General features: G+C 62.4%; 14 protein-coding genes. 11 read left to right on the plus strand and 3 right to left on the minus strand.

All coding sequences use genetic code 11. The annotated features are described in order from the left end of the window. The first annotated feature begins 204 nt into the window (after positions 1 to 204). The 4 genes from AAZU54_RS20380 to AAZU54_RS20395 all read left to right on the plus strand — a co-directional run bounded on the left by AAZU54_RS20380 (position 205) and on the right by AAZU54_RS20395 (position 5,247). Complete coding sequence (locus AAZU54_RS20380) at positions 205 to 1,494, plus strand: murein hydrolase activator EnvC family protein (protein ID WP_186556608.1); 1,290 nt, start codon at positions 205 to 207, stop codon at positions 1,492 to 1,494. A gap of 71 nt (positions 1,495 to 1,565) precedes the next feature. Beyond that, positions 1,566 to 2,894, plus strand: a complete 1,329-nt coding sequence (locus tag AAZU54_RS20385) for a S41 family peptidase (RefSeq protein ID WP_186556607.1) — start codon at positions 1,566 to 1,568, stop codon at positions 2,892 to 2,894. 8 nt (positions 2,895 to 2,902) lie between these two features. Then, complete coding sequence (locus AAZU54_RS20390) at positions 2,903 to 3,667, plus strand: divergent polysaccharide deacetylase family protein (protein WP_434727580.1); 765 nt, start codon at positions 2,903 to 2,905, stop codon at positions 3,665 to 3,667. A 77-nt stretch (positions 3,668 to 3,744) separates the two neighbouring features. Next, positions 3,745 to 5,247, plus strand: a complete 1,503-nt coding sequence (locus tag AAZU54_RS20395; RefSeq protein ID WP_434727581.1) for a trypsin-like peptidase domain-containing protein — start codon at positions 3,745 to 3,747, stop codon at positions 5,245 to 5,247. Positions 5,248 to 5,311: 64 nt separating this feature from the next. Here the strand turns inward: AAZU54_RS20395 and AAZU54_RS20400 are convergent, their stop codons facing one another. Then, a complete protein-coding gene (locus tag AAZU54_RS20400) occupies positions 5,312 to 7,315 on the minus strand; it encodes a BCCT family transporter (RefSeq protein ID WP_189661935.1) in 2,004 nt (667 codons plus the stop codon). A 477-nt stretch (positions 7,316 to 7,792) separates the two neighbouring features. On the opposite strand from AAZU54_RS20400, the gene betI reads away from it, so the two are divergent. The 3 genes from betI to betA all read left to right on the plus strand — a co-directional run bounded on the left by betI (position 7,793) and on the right by betA (position 11,737). After that, a complete protein-coding gene (betI, locus tag AAZU54_RS20405) occupies positions 7,793 to 8,449 on the plus strand; it encodes a transcriptional regulator BetI (protein WP_186556604.1) in 657 nt (218 codons plus the stop codon). 39 nt (positions 8,450 to 8,488) lie between these two features. Continuing rightward, the gene (gene betB, locus AAZU54_RS20410) at positions 8,489 to 9,961 is read left to right on the plus strand and encodes a betaine-aldehyde dehydrogenase (protein ID WP_434727582.1); all 1,473 of its coding nucleotides are present in this window, start codon (positions 8,489 to 8,491) and stop codon (positions 9,959 to 9,961) included. A 78-nt stretch (positions 9,962 to 10,039) separates the two neighbouring features. Continuing rightward, positions 10,040 to 11,737, plus strand: coding sequence for a choline dehydrogenase (gene betA, locus AAZU54_RS20415; RefSeq protein ID WP_312151464.1), 1,698 nt, complete (start codon positions 10,040 to 10,042; stop codon positions 11,735 to 11,737). Between the two features lie 59 nt (positions 11,738 to 11,796). Here betA and AAZU54_RS20420 read toward each other — a convergent pair whose 3' ends face one another. Continuing rightward, positions 11,797 to 13,947, minus strand: coding sequence for a dermonecrotic toxin domain-containing protein (locus AAZU54_RS20420; RefSeq protein WP_434727583.1), 2,151 nt, complete (start codon positions 13,945 to 13,947; stop codon positions 11,797 to 11,799). Positions 13,948 to 14,111: 164 nt separating this feature from the next. On the opposite strand from AAZU54_RS20420, the gene AAZU54_RS20425 reads away from it, so the two are divergent. The 4 genes from AAZU54_RS20425 to trxC all read left to right on the plus strand — a co-directional run bounded on the left by AAZU54_RS20425 (position 14,112) and on the right by trxC (position 21,325). Further along, on the plus strand, positions 14,112 to 15,854 hold the full coding sequence (locus AAZU54_RS20425; RefSeq protein ID WP_186556600.1) for a potassium/proton antiporter: 1,743 nt from the start codon (positions 14,112 to 14,114) through the stop codon (positions 15,852 to 15,854). 47 nt (positions 15,855 to 15,901) lie between these two features. Continuing rightward, positions 15,902 to 19,219, plus strand: a complete 3,318-nt coding sequence (gene mscK, locus AAZU54_RS20430) for a mechanosensitive channel MscK (RefSeq protein ID WP_434727584.1) — start codon at positions 15,902 to 15,904, stop codon at positions 19,217 to 19,219. 159 nt (positions 19,220 to 19,378) lie between these two features. After that, entirely contained in the window at positions 19,379 to 20,839 is a 1,461-nt protein-coding gene (gene selO / locus AAZU54_RS20435) for a protein adenylyltransferase SelO (RefSeq protein ID WP_434727585.1), read from the plus strand. A 51-nt stretch (positions 20,840 to 20,890) separates the two neighbouring features. Further along, positions 20,891 to 21,325, plus strand: a complete 435-nt coding sequence (gene trxC / locus AAZU54_RS20440) for a thioredoxin TrxC (RefSeq protein ID WP_312151458.1) — start codon at positions 20,891 to 20,893, stop codon at positions 21,323 to 21,325. Here the strand turns inward: trxC and AAZU54_RS20445 are convergent. Beyond that, positions 21,322 to 22,095 (minus strand): ParA family protein, encoded by a 774-nt coding sequence (locus AAZU54_RS20445; RefSeq protein ID WP_186556596.1) that lies wholly within the window; start codon positions 22,093 to 22,095, stop codon positions 21,322 to 21,324. The two genes, trxC and AAZU54_RS20445, sit on opposite strands and share 4 nt — an antisense overlap. Positions 22,096 to 22,218 lie beyond the last annotated feature (123 nt).

The raw sequence follows: 22,218 nt of genomic DNA on the forward strand, positions 1-22,218 counted from the left end.
CGATAGCGCCGACAGGTTCACCCCGTGCTGAAGCTGCCGGCGCTATCGCCGGGCAAGCCCGCTCCCACGTTGCAGTTCCAGTCCACTGCCGCGATTACCAGCGCTTTCCAGACAAACGCCTCGCCGCAGATGCCGCGAGGCGTTTTTTTTGCAGGCCCAGGCGGGCATACTAGGCCAGTCTCCATCCCTGGTACGCCCAACCTCATGCTTCGCGCCCTGATTCCTCTCGCCCTGTCTTGCCTGCTCAGCCCGGCCTTCGCCGATGAGCGTGCGCAGACCCAGCAACAACTGGACGCCACCCGCCAGGACATCGCCGAGCTCAAGAAGATGCTGGGCAAGCTCCAGGAGGAAAAGTCCGGCGTGCAAAAAGACCTCAAGAGCACCGAGACCGACATCGGCGCGCTGGAAAAACAGGTGGAGGCGTTGCAGCAAGAACTAAAAAAGACCGAGGGCGAACTGGAGCGCCTTGATACCGAGAAAAAAAAACTCCAGTCCGCCCGCGTTGAACAACAACGCCTGATCGCCATTCAGGCCCGTTCGGCCTACCAGAACAATGGCCGCGAGGAATACCTCAAGCTGCTGCTCAACCAGCAGAACCCTGAGAAATTCGCCCGCACCCTGACGTACTACGATTACCTGAGCAAGGCGCGCCTGGAGCAACTGCGCACCTTCAACGAAACCCTGCGCCAGCTGGCCAATGTCGAACAGGACATCGCCAGCCAACAGGCGCAACTGCTGGCCCAGCGCGGCAATCTCGACAGCCGCCGCCAAGAGCTCGAAGCCGAGCGCAGCAAGCGACAGCAGGTGCTGGCCAAGCTCAACAGCGACCTGAAAGCGCGCGACCAGAAGCTGCAAGCCCGCGAGCAGGATCAAGCCGAGCTGGGCAAAGTCCTCAAGACCATCGAGGAAACCCTTGCTCGTCAGGCCCGCGAAGCCGAGGAGGCGCGCCAGAAGGCCTTGCTCGCTCAGCAGGAGGCTGAGAAGCGTCGCCAGCAAGAAGCCCTGGCCGCTCGCCAAGCGCCAGAGCCGCCAAAGAAAAAGGCCCTGACCACCCTCGGCCCACTGGTTTCTGGTGATGGCGCCAACTACGGCGGCGCATTTTCTGCCGCTCGGGGAAAACTTCCATGGCCAGTCAATGGTCGACTACTGGCACGCTTCGGCGATGCACGCGGTGGTGACGCCCGGGCCAAATGGGATGGTGTGATGATCAGCGCCGCCACCGGCACCCAAGTGCGCGCTGTGCACGGCGGTAGAGTGGTATTTGCCGACTGGTTGCGCGGCGCTGGACTTCTGGTCATTCTCGACCATGGTAATGGTTACCTGAGCCTGTACGGCCACAACCAGAGCCTGCTCAAGAGCGCCGGTGACGTAGTCAAGGCCGGCGAAGCCATCTCCACCGTGGGTGACAGCGGTGGCCAGGATAGCGCAGGCTTGTACTTCGCCATTCGCCAGCAGGGCCGCCCCAGCGACCCCGCGCAATGGTGCCGTGGCTAGGCATTTTATTTTTACGGTGGCTGCACCGTGGCTCCTGCGGGAGCGCCAACAGGATCAGGAGTTCGTTCGACATGCTGCACTCGCCTCGCCTCACCCAACTGGCCCTGACCATCGCCCTGGCGATCGGCGCGCCCCTGGCCGTTGCCGCCGAGCCGGCCAAGCCAGCCGCGGTGCCAGCGCCGGTGCCTGCCACCGAGGTGACGGCCAAGTCGCCGCTGCCCCTGGAGGAGCTGCGCACCTTTGCCGAGGTCATGGACCGGATCAAGGCGGCCTATGTCGAGCCGGTGGACGACAAGACCCTGTTGGAAAATGCCATCAAGGGCATGCTCAGCAACCTCGACCCACACTCCGCCTACCTTGGCCCTGAAGACTTCCAGGAGCTGCAGGAAAGCACTAGCGGTGAATTCGGCGGCTTGGGCATCGAAGTCGGCATGGAAGACGGCTTCGTCAAAGTCGTCTCGCCGATCGACGACACCCCGGCCTCCCGCGCAGGCATCGAGGCGGGCGATTTGATCGTCAAGATTAACGGCGCGCCCACCCGCGGCCAGACCATGACCGAAGCGGTCGACAAGATGCGTGGCAAGATCGGCGAAAAAATCACCCTGACCCTGGTTCGCGATGGCGGTACGCCGTTCGACGTCACCCTCGCCCGCGCGGTCATCCAGGTCAAGAGCGTCAAGAGCCAGCTGCTCGAGAACGATTACGGCTACATCCGCATCACCCAGTTCCAGGTCAAAACCGGCGATGAAGTCGGCAAGGCCTTGGCCAAGATGCGCAAGGACAACGGCAAGAAGCTGCGCGGTGTGGTCCTGGACCTGCGCAACAACCCAGGCGGCGTGCTGCAGTCGGCGGTAGAAGTGGCCGACCACTTCCTCACCAAGGGCCTGATCGTCTACACCAAGGGCCGTATCGCCAACTCTGAACTGCGCTTCTCGGCCAACGCCGCCGACGCCAGCGAAGGCGTACCGTTGGTGGTGCTGATCAACGGTGGCAGCGCCTCGGCCTCGGAGATCGTCGCCGGCGCTCTGCAAGACCAGAAGCGCGCCGTGCTGATGGGCACCGACAGCTTCGGCAAAGGCTCGGTTCAGACCGTGCTGCCACTGGCCAATGACCGCGCCCTGAAGCTCACCACCGCCCTGTACTTCACCCCCAACGGCCGCTCGATCCAGGCCCAGGGGATCGTTCCGGACATCGAAGTGCGCCCAGCCAAGCTGACCGCCGAAGCCGATACCGAGAACTTCAAGGAAGCCGACCTGCAAGGTCACCTGGGCAACGGCAACGGCGGCGCCGACCGCCCGACCGGAAGCAGCAAACGCAAGGATCGCCCACAGGATGATGACTTCCAGCTGAGCCAGGCCCTGAGCCTGCTCAAAGGCCTGAACATCACCAAGGGCGATTGATCCTCTCGATGCGTTATCTGCTGTTTACGCTGTTCTGGCTGCTGGCTGGCACCGCCCATGCGGCGCCAGCCAAGGCTTATATGAGCATCATCATCGACGACCTGGGCCAGAACATCGAGCGCGACAATCGCACGCTCGCCCTGCCTGGGCCGGTCACCATGGCGATCATGCCCGATACGCCGCATGCCATCGATTTCGCCCGTCAGGCGCACAAGGCCGGCAAGACGGTCATCCTGCACATGCCCATGGATCCGGCCACCGGCCCCTACGCCTGGCACCCCGATATCCCGTTGCCGGAACTCGCTAGCCGGCTCAACGCCGCCCTGGCGAAGGTGCCCCACGCTGCCGGCATCAACAATCACATGGGCAGCCGCATGACCGCCCAGCGCACGCCAATGACCTGGTTAATGGCTGAGTTGCAGCAGCGTCACCTGTTCTTCGTCGACAGCCGCACCAGTGCCGCCACGGTCGCCGCCGCCGAAGCTCAGGCGATCGGCCTGGCACATGTGTCGCGGGATGTATTCCTGGACGATGTGCGCACCACAGAAGCGATCACCGCCCAGCTCCAGGTGGGTATTGCCCAGGCCCGCAAGCAGGGCTCGGCGGTACTGATCGGCCACCCCTATCCACAGACGCTGGAGGTTCTGCAACGGGAAATTCCGCGCCTGAAGAGCCAGGGCGTCGAGCTGATCGAGCTTTCACAGATGATTGCCGAGCGTGGTAACCAAGCCATGCCCGGACATGGCAAAAACGGCCGCTACAGCAACCGCTGACTATCTGTCAGATCTATCTACCGCTTGCCGCCCAGGCAGTTGAAAACAATGGAACTCCAAACATTACGGAGACTTCCATGTTCAAGCGCCACCCTTTCTGCCTGGGCGCAGCCCTGATCAGCCTGGCCATAACGGCCAGCGCCGAAGATACCGTCCAGCCTTCGGTCCCCACCCCTGAGCTGCTGACCAATGCCCACGGTGAGCGTCGCCAATGGACCGGCATTGGCCGCCTGACCCGGCCAGGCGGTAGCCAATGCATTGCCAGCCTGATCGACAGCCGCGCGCCCGGAATGGCCGCATCAGGCCCCGCCTACCTGGTCACCGCGGGGCATTGCGTGGACAAACGCAACGGCGTGATCGGCCATGACACTGAGATCGAAGGCAGCATCAGCTTCAACTTCTTCGTAGACACCCAGGACCAGCGCCACACCTTCGCCCTCAAACGCACGCTGTGGAGCAGCATGCAGGGCCTCGATCTGGCCCTATTGGAGCTGGACGCGAGTCTCAGCCAGGTCATGGCGCAAGGCATTGTGCCGTTAGCGCTAGCCGCAGATTCTCCCCCTGGCGCAAACGTGCATGTCATCGGCGAGTCATCCGACAATGAGCTTGGCTTGCGCCTGACAACCTGCAGCCAGGCCACTACCGACTTCGTGATCGCAGCCCCGTGGGTATGGCGCAACATCTACAGCATCGACTGCCTAGGCCTGGGACCCGGCTCCTCCGGCAGCCCAGTGATCGATGTGCAAAGTGGCCGCCTGCTCAGCGTGCTCAACAGCGTTTCTGAACCGATAAGCGGCAAAGCTGCCCCTTGCTCACTGAGCAGCCCCTGCCAAGTGCCGGTTCAAACCGATAAACCCGCGTTGACGACGGGCTTTTCCATACCACTGGGCCGCTTGCAAGGGTGTTTCGCTCAAGGCTCTGCCAATCTGTCACTGGACAGTTGCCAACTGCTGCCGGGCTTTGAGTTGATCGTCGAAAAAAATCCCCGATCGCTCACCAAGATCGCGACCGATGCAGAGGGTAACGAGCGTCTACCCAGGTGGGGCCTTAGCTTTTCCCTGAATACGCCACGCTACCGATACAAAACCGTGCGCAACCCGCTCGCCTGTGAAAACCCTGAGGGCTACAGCGGCACTATCGCTGCTGAGCAAAATCACATTGACGAGCCCATCGGTCCAGAACCAGGCTGGCACTTCCTCTGCCTGATCGGCGTGGACTCAGCCGAGCACAAGCCCTCCCCGGCCTTGATGGGCAATAGCCTGAGCCTAGCGACCCAGCTGCTTCCCGCAGCTCCCGTGCCAGACCCCGACATGACCGTCACAGCGCTGCCCAATGGCAATGTACAAGTCAGTTGGCGCACCGCACCGCCGCACCTGACCCTGTACCGGGTAAAGCGCGGGCCACCTGCGACCACTGACTGCCAGGATCCCGCTGGCTTTCGTCACCTGCGCCATAAGCGCTATGAGTTCAAGGCCCAGCAACTACCACTGACGCTGTGCACGGTCAGTGAAGACTTGATAGAGCAACGCTCTGCAGTACGCACCGATCTGTTACAACCAGCGGCTTCAGGGAAAAAATGAGCGGCGCAACGAGAAAGGGCCCTGTTCTCACGAACAGGGCCCTTCTCTTTTGCTTCAACCGTTGTCAGCTATAGACACGGCCAAGCAACTGGCGATGGCTCTCGAACTGATCGAGCACATCACGCACCACCTGTTCAGGGGTAAAGCCCATCAGGTCGTACTCCTGGCTGCCGTCGTGCAGGTACACCTCGGCGCGGTAGAAACGCTGGCGGACTTCCGGCTCACCTTCGACCGGTGCCTCGCTCGGCGCGGCCATGTAGCCGTCCAGGCTCACTTCATAGACGAATGGATTACCCTCTTCCATCATCACCCGCAGGCCCATCATGTTGCGCGACTGGCCCACTCGGGTTTCGACCTCAAAGCCCAGGGTGCGCAACTGTGCGGCGGCATCCTTGAGCGCAGGGCTGACCTGCTTGTCCATGAAGCGCTGAACCACGGCCTGAGTCGGCTGCAGGTCCATCGCACTGAGGCGCTCGCTGAAACCGCGACGACCACGGGCGGCCAGTTCGGCACGCTCCTGCTCAAGCTGCGAATCCTGCTTCATGGCCTTGTACAGGCCAAACATGAACAGCACCAACACCACCGAGAACGGCAGCCCGGCCAGTACCACCATGGTCTGCATCGCCGCGAAGTTACCCGCGAACAGCAAACCGATGGTGACCAGGGTAATCACCACCGACCAGAACACCACCATCCAATGCGGCGCGTCTTCGTCGACCTGGCCACCTTTGCACGACAGGTTGGCCATCATCACCGCGCCGGAGTCGGCTGGGGTGAGGAACAGCACGAAGCCCACGAACACCGCTACACCAATGACGATCTTGGCCGCTGGGAAATACTCCAGCAGCTGGTAGATCGACATCGACGGCTGCTCCAATGCGGTTTTGCCCAACTCCACGGCGCCATGGTTCATCACCAGGTCCAGCGCAGTGTTGCCGAAGATCGACAGCCAGGCCAGGGTGAAGCCCAGCGGGATCAACAGCACGCCCGCGACCAGCTCACGCACGGTGCGGCCTTTGGAAATACGGGCAATGAACATGCCGACGAATGGGCCCCAGGAGATCCACCAGGCCCAGTAGAACACGGTCCACAGGCCCAACCAGCGCTCGGACTTGCCGGCCTCGCCTTCATAGACGTAGAGGTCGAAGGTCTTGAGCACGATGCCGTTGAGGTAGTCGCCAATGTTCTGCACGAAGCCGTTGAGCAGGTGCAGGGTGTCACCCGCCAGCAGGACAAAGATCAACAGGCCGCTGAACAGCAGGATGTTCAGGTTGGACAGACGGCGGATGCCATTTTCCACACCGGAAACCGCCGCCACCGTGGCGACCGTGGCCATGACCAGGATCACGATCAGCAGGTTGGTCTTGCTGTGGTCCATGCCGAACAGGTATTCCAGGCCCGAGGCCACCTGCATCGAGCCGATACCCAGGTTGGTCACCAGGCCCAGCAGGGTCACGAACATACCGAAGATGTCCACTGCGTGACCGGCGCCACCCTTGACCCAACGCTCGCCCATCAATGGGTACAGCGCCGAGCGCAATGCCAGCGGCTGGTTGTGGCGGTAGGCGAAGTAACCCACGGCCAGGCCGACCAGGGCGTAGATCGCCCAGCCATGCAGGCCCCAGTGCAGGAAGGTCAGTTGCAGGCCCTGGCGCGCAGCCTCGGCGCTGGCCGAAGGTCCTTCAGGCGGATTGAAGTAGTGGTCCAGCGGCTCGGAGGCGCCAAAGTACAGCAGCGAGATACCGATACCGGAGGAGAACAGCATGCCGGCCCAGGCGCCGTAGCTGAAATCAGGCTGGTCGTCCTTGCCGCCAAGCTTGAGCTTGCCGAAATTGGAGAAGGCCAGGACCACCACGAATACCAGGTATCCGCCGATCACCAGCATGTAGTACCAGCCGAAAGTGCGGGTCAGCCAAGTCTGGGCGACGTTGAGAACTTCACCGGCTTTTTCCGGTACAGCGATAAGCAAGGCAGTCAACACAAGGATCAGCAGCGCGGAGGTGATGAACACCACGTTGTTGACCCGGACCCTCTCGGCGGGGGGTTTGGTTAGGGAGGCAGAACTCATTGCACGAATGCTCCGGGGAGTGCGGCTGTGGAGGCTAATCAGTCATTTCCCGCGCAATTGGTGCAATAGCCCTACTGCGTCAGGTGTTATAAAAGCACCTTGGAAACCGTGATCCCGAATCGAAACGTTGCAAAAAACCAGACAGATGGCCTGTGTGCGAACCGCCTCCCATGCTTGGGTGCGCGCATTAGCCACAGCTCATCTCGCCCGCTCCAAGGGCCTGTCGCACGGCCAGTGACCGTTCGGCAGAATCTGTCATTTGCATCGCTCTAGCCCGTCAACGCCTTGTATTCCGGGGGTTACACGATTTCCTGGGGTGACAATCAGTGCCGTTTGAAACAGCTGAAAAACTGTCAATGGCACAAATTGTCGCAGAGCTTATTCTTTATTGATTGAACGTTCAATCAAAACAAAATAGACTGGCCTTCGCCGAGGCAGCCGCTTGTCGTCTGCCCGCAGGCCTGAGGAGAAAGCAAGATGCCCAAGGTCGGTATGCAACCCATCCGCCGCCAGCAGTTGATCGAAGCCACCCTGCAGGCGGTCGATCAGGTCGGACTGGGGGACGCCAGCATTGCGCTTATTGCCCGTTTGGCCGGGGTGTCGAATGGCATCATCAGTCACTACTTTCGGGACAAGAATGGCCTGATCGCAGCGACGATGCGTTACATCATGAACATGCTCAACGAAGGCGTAAGAGCACGTCGCCAGGCCCTGACGGACGACAGCCCACGCGCTCACCTGAAGGTGATCATCGAGGGCAACTTCGATGCCAGCCAGGTGAACGGCCCGGCAATGAAAACCTGGCTGGCCTTCTGGGCCTCCAGCATGCACCAGCCCGATTTGCACAGGTTGCAGCGGATCAACGATCACCGCTTGTATTCCAACCTGTGCTGTCAGTTCCGCCGCGCCCTGCCGCTCTACCATGCGCGCAAGGCAGCCCGCGGGCTGGCAGCGCTGATCGACGGCCTTTGGCTGCGTGGCGCTCTGTCGGGAGATGCATTCGACACCGAGCAGGCAATACGGATTGCCTACGAATACATGGATCTACAACTGGCTAAGCAGCACACCCTGGCCACAACCGACCAGGCCGCTGAACAAGCGCGCACGGCACTTGCCCACCCGGCAGGAGCGTGACGCGCAAAGCCAACCACACACTGCACTTGCGAGGACACTATGGCCCGTTTCGGAACGCAAAAACTCTACATCGATGGTGGTTATGTCGACGCTGGCTCTGACGCCACCTTCGAAGCCATCAACCCGGCTACCGGCGAAGTCCTCGCCCACGTGCAGCGTGCTACCCAGGCTGACGTCGAGAAAGCCGTCGAAAGCGCCGAGCGTGGCCAGAAAGTCTGGGCGGCGATGACCGCCATGCAGCGTTCGCGCATCCTGCGTCGCGCCGTCGACATCCTGCGCGAGCGCAATGACGAGCTGGCCCAGCTGGAAACCCTGGACACCGGCAAGTCGTACTCGGAGACCCGCTACGTCGACATCGTCACCGGCGCCGACGTGCTGGAATACTACGCAGGCCTGGTGCCGGCCATCGAAGGCGAGCAGATCCCCCTGCGCGAAAGCTCCTTCGTCTACACCCGTCGCGAGCCGCTGGGCGTGACCGTCGGTATCGGCGCGTGGAACTACCCGATCCAGATCGCCCTGTGGAAATCCGCTCCAGCCCTGGCCGCTGGCAACGCGATGATCTTCAAGCCGTCGGAAGTCACCTCGCTGACCACCCTGAAACTGGCTGAAATCTACACCGAAGCTGGCCTGCCAAACGGCGTCTTCAACGTACTGACCGGCAGCGGCCGCGAAGTCGGCACCTGGCTGACCGAGCACCCACGCATCGAGAAAGTTTCCTTCACCGGCGGCACCACCACCGGCAAGAAAGTCATGGCCAGCGCTTCGAGCTCCTCGCTCAAGGAAGTCACCATGGAACTGGGCGGTAAATCGCCGCTGATCATCTGCGCCGACGCCGACCTGGACAAGGCCGCCGACATCGCCATGATGGCCAACTTCTACAGCTCCGGTCAGGTCTGCACCAACGGCACTCGGGTGTTCATCCCTGCCGCGATGAAAGCCGCCTTCGAAGCCAAGATCGCCGAGCGCGTTGCGCGCATCCGTGTCGGCAACCCAGAAGACGAAAACACCAACTTCGGCCCGCTGGTCAGCTTCCAGCACATGGAAAGCGTGTTGGGTTACATCGCCAAGGGTAAAGAAGAAGGTGCCCGCGTGCTGTGCGGCGGCGAGCGTCTGACCGAAGGTGATTTCGCCAAGGGCGCATTCGTTGCCCCGACCGTGTTCACCGACTGCACCGACGACATGACCATCGTCAAGGAAGAGATCTTCGGCCCAGTGATGAGCATCCTCTCCTACGAGAGCGAAGAGGAAGTCATCCGCCGCGCCAACGACACCGAGTACGGTCTGGCCGCTGGCGTATGCACCAACGACATCAGCCGCGCCCACCGCATCATTCACCAGCTGGAAGCCGGCATCTGCTGGATCAACGCCTGGGGTGAGTCGCCAGCTGAAATGCCAGTAGGCGGCTACAAGCAGTCGGGCGTTGGCCGTGAGAACGGCGTCAGCTCGCTGGCCCAGTACACCCGCATCAAGTCGGTCCAGGTTGAGCTGGGCGGCTACAACTCGGTGTTCTAAGCACCCCGTGTAGTCACGCCCGTGCCGCTCGGCACGGGCGTTCCCGCTTCCTGATCACCGCAAACGAGGGTACTTCGCATGTCCCAAGAATTCGATTACATCATCGTCGGTGCCGGCTCGGCCGGTAACACGATCGCCACCCGCCTGACCGAAGACGCCAGCGTCAGCGTACTGCTGCTCGAAGCCGGCGGTCCGGACTACCGCTTCGACTTCCGCACCCAGATGCCAGCCGCCCTCGCCTTCCCGCTGCAGGGTCGCCGCTACAACTGGGCCTACGAGACCGATCCAGAGCCACACATGGACGGTCGCCGCATGGAATGTGGCCGCGGCAAGGGCCTGGGTGGCTCCTCGCTGATCAACGGCATGTGCTACATCCGTGGCAACGCCCTGGACTTCGACGGCTGGGCCAAGCTTCCAGGCCTGGAAGACTGGGCTTACCTGGACTGCCTGCCATACTTCCGCAAAGCGGAAACCCGTGACATCGGCCCGAACGATTACCACGGCGGCGAAGGTCCGGTCAGCGTCACCACGCCTAAAGCCGGCAACAACCCGCTGTTCCACGCCATGGTCGAAGCCGGCGTGCAGGCCGGCTACCCGCGCACCGAAGACCTCAACGGCTACCAGCAGGAAGGCTTCGGTCCGATGGACCGCACCGTGACCAAGAAAGGCCGTCGTTCCAGCACCGCTCGCGGTTACCTGGACCAGGCCAAGAAACGTCCGAACCTGACCATCGTCACCCACGCCCTGTCTGACCGCATCCTGTTCGACGGCAAGCGCGCCGTGGGCGTGACCTACCTGGTCGGCGACAGCGAAGAGCGCGTCGAAGCGCGTGCCCGCAAGGAAGTCATCGTCAGCTCCGGCGCCATCGCTTCGCCGCAACTGCTGCAACGCTCCGGCGTCGGCCCGCGCGCCCTGCTGGAAAGCCTCGACGTCCCGGTCGTGCACGACCTGCCGGGCGTCGGCGAGAACCTGCAAGACCACCTGGAGCTGTACCTGCAGTACGCCTGCACCCAGCCGGTCTCGCTGTATCCGTCGCTGCTGTGGTGGAACCAGCCGGCCATTGGCGCCGAGTGGATGTTCAATGGCACTGGCATCGGCGCCAGCAACCAGTTCGAGGCCGGTGGTTTCATCCGTACTCGTCCTGAGTTCGAGTGGCCGAATATCCAGTACCACTTCCTGCCGGTGGCGATTAACTACAACGGCTCCAATGGCGTGAAGGAACACGGCTTCCAGGCGCACATGGGCTCGATGCGTTCGCCTAGCCGCGGCCGTATCCAGCTCAAGTCCAAGGACCCGCGCCAGCACCCGAGCATCCTGTTCAACTACATGGCCACCGAGCAGGACTGGCAGGAATTCCGCGACGGCATCCGCCTGACCCGGGAGATCATGGCCCAGCCAGCGCTGGACCCGTACCGTGGTCGCGAGATCAGCCCGGGTGAGCATGTGCAAACCGACGAAGAGCTGGATAAGTTCATCCGTGAGCACGCCGAGACCGCGTTCCACCCATCCTGCTCGTGCAAGATGGGCAGCGACGAGATGGCTGTGGTCGACAACGAAGGCCGCGTGCATGGCATGCAAGGCCTGCGCGTGGTCGATGCCTCGATCATGCCGATCATCATCACCGGCAACCTCAACGCCACCACGATCATGATCGCCGAGAAAATCTCCGACAAGATCCGTGGTCGCAAGCCACTGCCGCGCAGCACGGCCAAGTATTACGTGGCTAACGGCGCGCCAGTCAAAGGCAAGTCGATGCGTGAAGTGAAGCAAGGCTGATTTGCGCGTTATCCGCTTGGGGCTGCTGCGCAGCCCCAAGCTTCTTCATGAGCACACGCTCAGGTTGGAATAGGGAAAAACCGCCGCATCAACGAGTCATCATCGGCCCCCAGTCGCCGCGCCAACACCTCCCGATCAAACACCTCCCCCGTACGCATCTCATACACCCTCGCCCCCGCCGGCACCTGACCCAATCCCTTCAGCCGCACCTCCATGAACCGATGGTTCATTCCCTTCACAGCGGTCACTTTCTCGACCTGTAGATAACGCCCCGGCAGCATCAACGACTCGACCTCATCCGGCCGTCGCGAGAACGGCGCCACCGGTGTAGCCTCAGCAAACTCGCCTGGCTCCAGCACATACACCACCGCATGGTCATCAAATACCGTCTTGCCGCTAACCTGCGCCTGTGGGTTGTTGAACACTTCCCAAAGCGCGTAGGGGTTCTCGGTGAACGAGGTGAAATCGGTGGTCACCAGCACATCACCCACCCCTACCCCACCCTCGCGAAACACCGACGTGCCGGTACCGCGTAATACCGACGCTGCCCGGTACAGCGTTAACTGATTGTTCACCCCAATCTGGCCCAGCGCATGCGCCAGGTCGTGGCTTCGCTGAATACCGACGCTACGCCTGCCCTCGAGCGGCAAGCCACGCCAGAGGTTGTTGTAGCGCTCCGGTGAGCTGGTGTATTCGGCGATGGCGGCCGAACCATAGCCATACTCGTCGCGGTACACCGGATACGGCTCGCTGAAGGCATCCAGGTATTCGCCACTAGTACCCAACACATCCAGATCAGCCCAGGGCACTGCGCCCATTAGCGACTCTTGACGCGCCAGAGCGCGATCGGAATACGCCAGAAGCTCATCTGCTGCGGGCAGCATGTAACGCTCCCAGTCAGGCCCGGAAACGGCCAGTTCGCTCTGCGCGCCGATCCGCAGCGGTTGCCGCGCACCGGCAAACAACTCGCCACTGCGCATCATCGCCGCGTCCAACAAGATGAACAGGATATCCAGCACCACTGCCGACCACGCCGCTGTGCGCCAGGCCGACTTACCATTGATGGCGCGATCCAGATGCAAGCCAAGACTGCCCACGCCAAGCCCCAGCGAAGTCAGCACCACCGGCCATCCAAACGGCGCCATGGGTGCGATGATCAGGCTGGCAGCCTGCAACCCGGCCAGCCAATCCGCCTTGCGCAGCTCGGCATTACTGGTCAGGCGCTCATGGGCGTTGTTGACCAGTTGCGCCATGGCTTGCTCGCGCAAGCGTACGAACAGATCGCCAGTGATGGCCTGCCCGGCGATGCCGATATCGCCCCGCGCTTGTGCCAACAACTTCAAGTAGTTGCGCAGGCGCGGCCGCAGTGATTGCGCCAGGACATCACCGCCGATGAAGTAGCCGATCAAACGCTCGCGGCCCACGGACGTACCCGCCTGACCGATCAACCACACCTGCAGTGCATGGCGGTCATCGAACACCCGCAGCGCATTCTGCTCATCCGCCAGGTACAGGCAGCACCTGCCCGTGCCGAGCGTTCGCTGGAACAGGGTCCGGGCGGCGATGCCGCCAATGCTCATGGCACTCCAGCCGCTCTGCGCCGAGGCCGCACAGCTGCGACGCAGCGCCTGCACAGTGCTCGGCACAGTGGCTACCACGAGGCTCGCCGCGCGCAGATCGGCGCGCTCCGCCTCGGTAAGTGCCGACCGCTCAAGCGCAGCCAGAAACCGCGCCCGGGCCAGCACACAGAAGTCCTCACTGTGTTGCGCCTGAAAAGTTTGCAGCAACTGCGTGTAGCGCTCAGAGAAGTTCATCTGCCAGAACATATCCAGCACCCCTTGGGGCGCCAGGCGAACTTCGTTGCGCTCGTCATATTCGCCATGGCTGGCATCCACCCGATAGAAACCGCCATAGACAGACAGCTGGTCAGCGTCGGTTTGCTGCGCCGGACTGAATCGCTGCATCACCAGCTCAGTTAGCGTCAGCGAGCGCCGCGGCGGCCCCCGATGACGCCAGCCGGTGTAACTCAGCGAGCTGCTGGCGGCCGATTCGAACTCATGCCAATAGAGCGTGTCAGGATCGAGCCAGTACCCCAGCAGGCGCTGCAGCACGTGGCCGGCAGCCTGCCGGGCAAGGCCATGCAAATCAGGAAATCGACCTAGGAAACGCTGGGCAATGTGTTCAAGTGTCTGGTTGTTGCCGCTACTCATGGTGCTCTGCCTAAGTGAAGGTGGAGCACCACTTCAGCTCAAGTCGCCTGCCGCCATGCGGTAACGCTTTACAGCCCGCGCCGGCATCAGGTTAGAATCGATTGGCACGCAACCTGCGTGCTCGGCGTCAGCCTTCCCTTCGCGTTTCCCCCGGAGTACTGCCTTTGGATGCAAGCACCATCAATAGCCTGTTCCTGATCGGCGCATTGCTGGTGGGTGCAAGTATCCTGGTCAGTTCGCTGTCATCGCGCCTGGGCATCCCTATTCTGGTCATCATCCTCGCGGTCGGCATGGTCGCTGGAGTCGATGGTGGCGGCATCATCTTCAACAACTATCCAACCGCCTACCTGGTGGGCAACCTGGCCTTGGCGGTGATCCTGCTCGACGGCGGCCTGCGCACGCGGGTGGCGAGCTTTCGCGTAGCCTTGTGGCCGGCGTTGTCGCTGGCCACAGTGGGCGTTTTGATCACCACGGCGTTGACCGGCATGGTCGCCGCCTGGCTGTTCGACCTGAGCCTGATCCAAGGGCTGCTGATCGGCGCCATCGTCGGTTCGACCGACGCCGCAGCGGTGTTCTCGCTGCTCGGCGGCAAGGGTCTGAACGAACGGGTCACCGCTACGCTCGAGATCGAATCGGGCAGCAACGACCCGATGGCGGTGTTTCTCACCGTCACCCTGATTGACATGATCGCCAGCGGCCAGACTGGCCTGCACTGGAGCCTGTTGACCCACCTGCTGCGCGAGTTCGGCATCGGCGGCCTGCTGGGCCTGGGCGGCGGCTGGCTGATGTTGCAGCTGGTCAACCGGATCAACCTGGCCGGCGGCCTGTACCCGATCCTGGTGGTCGCCGGTGGTTTGGTGGTGTTCTCCCTGACCAACGCCTTGCATGGCAGCGGCTTCCTTGCTGTGTACCTGTGCGGCCTGGTGTTGGGCAACCGACCCATTCGCAGCCGCCACGGCATCCTGCACATGCTCGACGGCATGGCCTGGCTGGCGCAGATCGGCATGTTCCTGGTGCTCGGCCTGCTGGTCACCCCGCACGACTTGCTGCCGATCGCCCTGCCCGCGCTGGGCCTGGCGCTGTGGATGATCCTGGTCGCCCGCCCCCTCTCTGTGGTCGCCGCCCTGTTGCCGTTCAAGGCTTTCCATGGCCGCGAGAAAGGCTTCATCTCCTGGGTTGGCCTGCGCGGTGCAGTGCCGATCATTCTTGCGGTGTTCCCGCTGATGGCCGGGCTGCCGCAGGCGCAGCTGTTCTTCAACCTGGCGTTCTTCATCGTGCTGGTATCGCTACTGGTGCAGGGCACCAGCCTGCCGTGGATGGCCAAGCTGCTGAAGGTCACGGTGCCGCCGGACCCAGCGCCGATCTCCCGCTCCGCGCTGGAGGTGCACGTCACCAGCGAGTGGGAGCTGTTCGTCTATCGCCTGGGTGCTGAAAAATGGTGCATCGGCGCCGCCCTGCGCGAGCTGAAGATGCCTGAAGGCACGCGAATTGCCGCGCTGTTTCGCGGCGAGCAATTGCTCCACCCCTCGGGCAGCACCGTGCTGGAGGTGGGCGACATGCTCTGCGTAATCGGTCATGAGCACAATCTGTCGGCGCTGGGCAAACTGTTCAGCCAAGCGCCCCAGCGTGGTTTGGATCTACGCTTCTTTGGCGACTTCGTCCTTGAAGGTGATGCCGAGCTGGGTGCGGTGGCGGCACTTTATGGCCTGAAACTCGATGGCCTGGACGCAAAAATGCCGTTGGCGCAGTTCATCCGACAAAAGGTCGGAGGCGCTCCAGTAGTAGGGGATCAGATCGAATGGCACGGCACAATCTGGACCGTCGCGATGATGGACGGGAACAAGATCCACAAAGTCGGCGTCAGATTCCCGGAAGGTACTCGGCCTGGCCCCGGGTTGTTCCTCTAGACTTCGACTTGCCTCGTTTTACAAGAACCCTGCACAAGACTCTGCCTATGTCCCTGCGCGTGTATCTCCGCGCAGCCCTGCTCGGGCTGTGCTTGTCCCTCTCGTTCGCCGTCAGCGCGGCCGAGGCTCCAACCACCGCCAGCATCCAGAACAGCCTCGACAAGATTGCCGATCGCAAGCTTCCGGAGGCCGAGCAGAAGGCTCTGCAGCAGGTCCTCGAAGACACCTTGAGCCTGCTCGGCAGCAAGGAAGACAGCGAGAAGAAGCTCGCCGCGCTCAAGCAACAGCTGGCCGACGCCCCGCGCCTGACCAGCGAAAGCCAGCGCGAACTGATCAAGCTCAAGACCAGCAAGACCGTACCGGTTGCCCAACGCTACGCCAGCCTCAGCGTGCCGCAGTTGGAACAGCTGCTCAGCGAACGCAGCACCCTTCAGGGCGAGCTGCAAAAAGCGCTGTCCGAAGCCAACAGCCTGATCATCAACTCGCAGACCCGCCCCGAGCGCGCCCAACGCGAGATCAGCAACAACCAGACTCGCGCCCAACAGATCAACAGCAGCCTCAAGTCCGGCAAGGACAACGGCAAGACCCTGTCCGCCGACCAGCGCAACCAGCTCAATGCCGAACTGGCCTCGCTCAACGCCGTGACCCTGCTGCGTCGCCAGGAACTGGCCGGCAATGGCCTGCTACAAGACCTGGGCAACGCCCAGCACGACCTCTTGATCGAACGCGCAGCGCGTCTGGAACAAGAAATCCAGGACCTGCAGACGCTGATCAATGACAAGCGCCTGGCCCAGTCGCAGCAAACCGTCACCCAGCAGTCGATCGAAGCGCAGAAAGCCGGCGGCAGCAGCCTGTTGGCCACTGAGAGCGCTGCCAACCTCAAGCTCTCCGACTACCTGCTCAAAAGCACCGACCGCCTCAACGAGCTGACCCAGCAGAACCTCAAGACCAAGCAGCAGCTCGATAGTCTGACCCAGGCCGACCAGGCCCTGGACGAGCAGATCAACGTGCTCAAGGGCAGCCTGCTGTTGTCCAAGATCCTCTACAAGCAGAAGCAGACCCTGCCGCACCTGAAGCTCGACCGCGACCTGGCCGACCAGATCGCCGACATCCGCCTGTACCAGTTCGAGATCAACCAGCAGCGCGAGCAGATGAGCAACCCGGTGGGTTACGTCGACCGCCTGTTGGCCACCCAGCCCGAGCAGGATGTCACCCCACAACTGCGCAAAGCACTGCTGGAAGTGGCGATCACCCGCAGCGACCTGCTTGAGCGGCTGAACCGCGAACTGTCCGCCCTGCTTAACGAGTCGATCACCCTGCAGCTCAACCAGAAGCAGTTGCTGAGCACTGCCCAGGGCCTGCGCACCACCCTGGAAGAGCAGATGTTCTGGATCCCCAGCAACAAGCCGCTGGATTGGGAATGGCTGCGCAGCGTGCCGCAACGCTTCGTCGACCAGGTCGCCAACCTGCCGTGGGGTTCGGGGATCAAGGAGCTGACTGACGGCCTGATCCAACGGCCGCTGCTGTTCCTGCCGCTGTTCCTGGTCATCGGCGGGCTGCTGTGGCGCCGCAAGTACCTGTACCAGCGGCTGGGCAAGGTTCACCAGGACATCGGCCACTTCAAGCGCGATAGCCAGTGGCATACGCCCCAAGCCATCCTGATCAACATTCTCCTGGCACTGCCAGTCAGCATTGCCCTGGCCCTGGGCAGCTACGCACTACAGATCGACGCGCGTGGGCAGAACGCCAACCTCGGCGCGGCCCTTTGGCAACTGGCCCAGGCTTGGTTGGTGTTCTACACCGCCTACCGCATCCTTGCCCCGGGCGGCGTGGCGGAAATCCACTTCCGCTGGCACAAGCCGCAAGTCGAGTTCCTGCGCGGCTGGGTGCGCCGCCTGGGTACCGTGGTGCTGGCATTGGTCGGCGTGGTGGCGGTGGCTGAGCACCAGCCCTCGGCGTTGGCCGACGACGTCCTGGGGATCGGCGTGGTGCTGACCTGCTACGCGCTGATGGCCTGGCTGCTCAGCCGACTGCTGCTCAGCAGCCCGGCGCACCGCGATACTTCGCTGTTCCGCAAAGCAGTCGGGGTGGCCTTCACGGCCCTGCCGATCGCGCTGTTCGTGGCCGTGTGCTTTGGCTACTACTACACCGCGCTGAAACTCACCGACCGGCTGATCTACACCCTCTACCTGCTGCTGTTCTGGCTGGTGATCGAGGCCGCCTTCGTCCGGGGTCTGTCGGTGGCCGCTCGCCGCCTGGCCTACCAACGCGCGCTGAGCAAGCGCCAGGCGACCAAGGAGGGGCTCGATGGCGAGGTCATCGCCGAAGAGCCGACGCTGGACATCGAGCAGGTCAACCAGCAGTCGCTGCGCCTGATTCGCCTGGCCCTGCTTGGCGGTTTCATTGGCGGCCTGTACTGGGTCTGGTCGGACCTGATCACGGTGTTCGCCTACCTCAACAACTTCACCCTCTATGAGTACACCAGCGGCACCGGCGCCGCCGCCAGCATGGTGCCGATCAGTCTCGGCGATCTGCTTGGCGCGCTGGTGATCGTCGGTATCACCTTCGCCCTGGCGGGCAACTTGCCTGGCTTGCTGGAAGTGTTGGTGCTGTCGCGCTTGAACCTGGCCCAGGGCAGCGCCTACGCCACCACCACGTTGCTGTCGTATGTGATTGCCGGGGTGGGCTTCGTCAGTACCCTGTCGACCCTCGGGGTGAGCTGGGACAAGTTGCAATGGCTGGTCGCCGCGCTATCGGTGGGTCTGGGCTTTGGCATGCAGGAGATCTTCGCCAATTTCATCTCCGGCATCATGATCCTGTTCGAACGCCCGGTGCGCATCGGCGACACCATCACCATCGGCAACCTGTCCGGCACGGTGAGCAAGATCCGCATCCGCGCCACCACCATCACCGACTTCGACCGCAAGGACATCATCGTCCCCAACAAGACCTTTATCACCGGCCAGCTGATCAACTGGTCGCTGACCGACACGGTCACCCGGGTGACCTTGAAGCTGGGCATCGACTACGGTTCGGACCTGGACCTGGTGCGCGACCTGCTGCTCAAGGGCGCCCATGAGAACCCGCGGGTGCTCAAGGATCCGGAGCCGCTGGTATACTTCCTCAACTTCGGCGAAAGCTCGCTCGATCACGAGCTGCGCATGCACGTGCGCGATCTAGGCGACCGCAACCCGACCCTGGATGAGATCAACCGCTACATCAACCGCGAGTTCAAGGCGCACAACATCAAGATTTCGGTACGTCAGGTCGAGGTGTTCCTGATGGATACCCAGGGGCAGAAGCAGAAGTTGATTGCTGTCGAGGGTGGCGATGGCACTGCGCCGCAGGGCACTCGGCCGGTGTAACTGGACTCCAAAGGGCGTGAACCGCAGAATTGCGTCGAGGGCTACGCCCTCGTTCGCAGGCAAGCCCGCTCCCACAGGAGCAGCACAATCCCTGTAGGCACGGGCTTGCCTGCGAAGGGCCGCACCGCGGCCGCCAATTCTCCAACCAGGAGCCGGCCCTTGAAAGCCCTCGACCAACTGACCTTCGACAACCGCTTCGCTCGCCTGGGCGATGCGTTCTCCACCCAGGTCTTGCCCGACCCGATCGCCGACCCACGGCTGGTCGTCGCCAGCCACTCAGCCATGGCCCTGCTCGACCTCGACCCCGCGCAAGCCGAGCTGGCGCTGTTCGCCGAGCTGTTCAGCGGGCACAAGTCATGGCAAGACGCCGACCCACGGGCGATGGTCTATTCGGGCCACCAGTTCGGCTCCTACAACCCACGCCTGGGCGACGGCCGCGGCCTGCTGCTCGGCGAAGTGGTCAACGATGCTGGCGAGCACTGGGACCTGCACCTCAAGGGCGCCGGCCAGACCCCTTACTCACGCATGGGCGATGGCCGCGCGGTGCTACGCTCGTCGATCCGCGAGTTCCTTGGCTCCGAAGCCCTGCACGCCTTGGGTATCCCCAGCAGCCGTGCCCTGTGCGTAGTCGGCTCCAGCACGCCGGTCTGGCGCGAAACCCGCGAAAGCGCGGCGATGCTCCTGCGCGTTGCTCAAAGCCATGTCCGTTTCGGCCACTTCGAGTATTTCTACTACACCCGTCAGCCAGAACAGCAACAGCTGCTGATCGATCATGTGCTGGAACAGCATTACCGCGAATGCCGCGAGGCCGAGCAGCCGTACCTGGCCATGTTCCGCAGCATCGTCGAGCGCAATGCCGAGCTGATTGCCCGCTGGCAAGCCTATGGCTTCTGCCACGGGGTGATGAACACCGACAACATGTCGATTCTGGGTATCACCTTCGACTTCGGCCCGTTCGCCTTCCTCGACGACTTCGACGCCAACTTCATCTGCAACCACTCCGATGACCGTGGCCGCTACAGCTACTCCAACCAGGTGCCAATCGCCCACTGGAACCTCAGCGCCCTGGCCCAGGCCCTGACGCCCTACATCGAGGTCGAGGCGCTCAAACAAGCGCTTGGGCTGTTCCTGCCGCTGTACCAGGCGCATTACCTGGACCTGATGCGCCGCCGCCTGGGTTTGACCAGCGCCGAGGACGACGACCTGGCGCTGGTCGAGCGCTTGCTGCAACGCATGCAAAGCGGCGGCGTCGACTACACGCTGTTCTTCCGCCGGCTTGGCGAGCAGCCGATGGCTGAGGCACTGAAGGTGGTGCGTGATGATTTCATCGACCTCGCCGGGTTCGATGCCTGGGGCGCAGACTATCTGGCCCGATGCGAGCGGGAGCCTGGCAATGCCGAAGGGCGGCGTGAGCGGATGCATGCGGTGAATCCGCTGTATGTGCTGCGCAATTACCTGGCGCAGAAAGCCATCGAAGCGGCTGAGGGCGGCGATTACAGTGAAGTGCGGCGGTTGCATCAGGTGCTAAGCAACCCCTTCGAAGAACAACCCGGGATGCAGGCCTATGCTGAACGGCCGCCAGAGTGGGGTAAGCATCTGGAGATCAGTTGCTCATCGTAAACTGACCACTTTCGGGGGCGCAAAGCGGCCCCAAAACACCCAGGAGTTTCTATGTCAGAACCATTACTGATCCCCTGCCCGCACTGCAACGGCCTCAACCGCCTGCCCGCCGCACGCCTGAACGACGCCCCCAAATGCGGCCGTTGCAAACAGAACGTACTCCTGAACAAACCCTTCGACCTCAGCGAAAGCAGCTACGCCAGCCAGATCAAAGGCGACCTGCCGCTCCTGCTGGACGTGTGGGCCGACTGGTGCGGCCCATGCAAATCCTTCGCACCGATCTTTGAACAGGCTGCCAACCAACTCAGCGGCCGCTGCCGCCTGGCCAAGCTCGACAGCGAGGCCAATCGCAACCTCGCCGGGCAACTGGGCATCCGCTCGATTCCCAGCCTGATCCTATTCAACAATGGCCGCGAAATCAGCCGCCAAGCGGGCGCCTTGCCACTCCAGTCATTGCTGGAGTGGCTGCGTAGTCAAGGGGTCTAGGCGTTTTCTTCGAGCAGCGAGTGCAACTCGACAAACTGCTGAGTCAGCTTGTGCCGGGGCTCCAGATGGATCAGCGGCAAACTGGCGTGGTGCGATTCGCGCATCTTCACCGAGCTGCTCAGGTACACCGGCAACACCGGCAATCCCTCTTCCAGCAGCTCGTCGAGCATCTGTTGCGGCAGAGTGGCGCGTGACTGGAACTGGTTGACGACAATGCCTTCAACCACCAAGTCTTCGTTGTGGTCATCCTTGAGCTCTTCGATCTCAGCCAGCAGGCCATACAGCGCCTGGCGCGAGAAGCTGTCGCAATCGAACGGAATCAGCACTCGATCGGCGGCGATCAACGCGGAAACTGCGTAAAAATTCAGCGCAGGCGGGGTATCGATGTAGATGCGCTCGTAATCCTCATCCAGATCATCGAGCAGTTTGCGCAGCTTGTTGATCTTGTGCTTGGCCTCAAGCTTGGGCTGCAGGTCGGCCAGCTCCGGGGTCGCGGTGACCACGTGGAGGTTGTCGAACGGTGTCTCGTAGATATCGACCTTGTTCTTCTTGGCAAACGGCCCGCTGGACAGGCTCTGCTTGAAAAAGTCGGCGATACCCATGGGGATGTCCTCACCGGTCAGCCCGGTCAGGTATTGGGTCGAGTTGGCCTGGGCATCCAGGTCGATCAGCAGGGTCCGATAGCCCTCATTGGCGCTCACCGCCGCCAGGTTGCAGGCGATGCTCGACTTGCCCACACCACCTTTCTGATTGAATACCACGCGCCGCATGAGAGACCTCCGTGTATCAACGAATGCCCGAGTATGTGTGCAGCGGCCGGGCTTGACCAGTACCGTTGCTCAACCTTCTCCTACAACAACCGATACCTTGTCCAGGCACTGTTATCAGACGCA

The organism is Pseudomonas sp. Je.1.5.c (genome assembly GCF_051129895.1).
GTDB classification, from domain to species: Bacteria; Pseudomonadota; Gammaproteobacteria; order Pseudomonadales; family Pseudomonadaceae; genus Aquipseudomonas; species Aquipseudomonas urmiensis.

Coding starts and splice junctions, on each gene's coding strand:
- AAZU54_RS20380 (WP_186556608.1), top strand. CDS start 205: ATGCTTCGCGCCCTGATTCCTCTCGCCCTGTCTTGCCTGCTCAGCCCG.
- AAZU54_RS20385 (WP_186556607.1), top strand. CDS start 1,566: ATGCTGCACTCGCCTCGCCTCACCCAACTGGCCCTGACCATCGCCCTG.
- AAZU54_RS20390 (WP_434727580.1), top strand. CDS start 2,903: ATGCGTTATCTGCTGTTTACGCTGTTCTGGCTGCTGGCTGGCACCGCC.
- AAZU54_RS20395 (WP_434727581.1), top strand. CDS start 3,745: ATGTTCAAGCGCCACCCTTTCTGCCTGGGCGCAGCCCTGATCAGCCTG.
- AAZU54_RS20400 (WP_189661935.1), bottom strand. CDS start 7,315: ATGAGTTCTGCCTCCCTAACCAAACCCCCCGCCGAGAGGGTCCGGGTC.
- betI (WP_186556604.1), top strand. CDS start 7,793: ATGCCCAAGGTCGGTATGCAACCCATCCGCCGCCAGCAGTTGATCGAA.
- betB (WP_434727582.1), top strand. CDS start 8,489: ATGGCCCGTTTCGGAACGCAAAAACTCTACATCGATGGTGGTTATGTC.
- betA (WP_312151464.1), top strand. CDS start 10,040: ATGTCCCAAGAATTCGATTACATCATCGTCGGTGCCGGCTCGGCCGGT.
- AAZU54_RS20420 (WP_434727583.1), bottom strand. CDS start 13,947: ATGAGTAGCGGCAACAACCAGACACTTGAACACATTGCCCAGCGTTTC.
- mscK (WP_434727584.1), top strand. CDS start 15,902: ATGTCCCTGCGCGTGTATCTCCGCGCAGCCCTGCTCGGGCTGTGCTTG.
- trxC (WP_312151458.1), top strand. CDS start 20,891: ATGTCAGAACCATTACTGATCCCCTGCCCGCACTGCAACGGCCTCAAC.
- AAZU54_RS20445 (WP_186556596.1), bottom strand. CDS start 22,095: ATGCGGCGCGTGGTATTCAATCAGAAAGGTGGTGTGGGCAAGTCGAGC.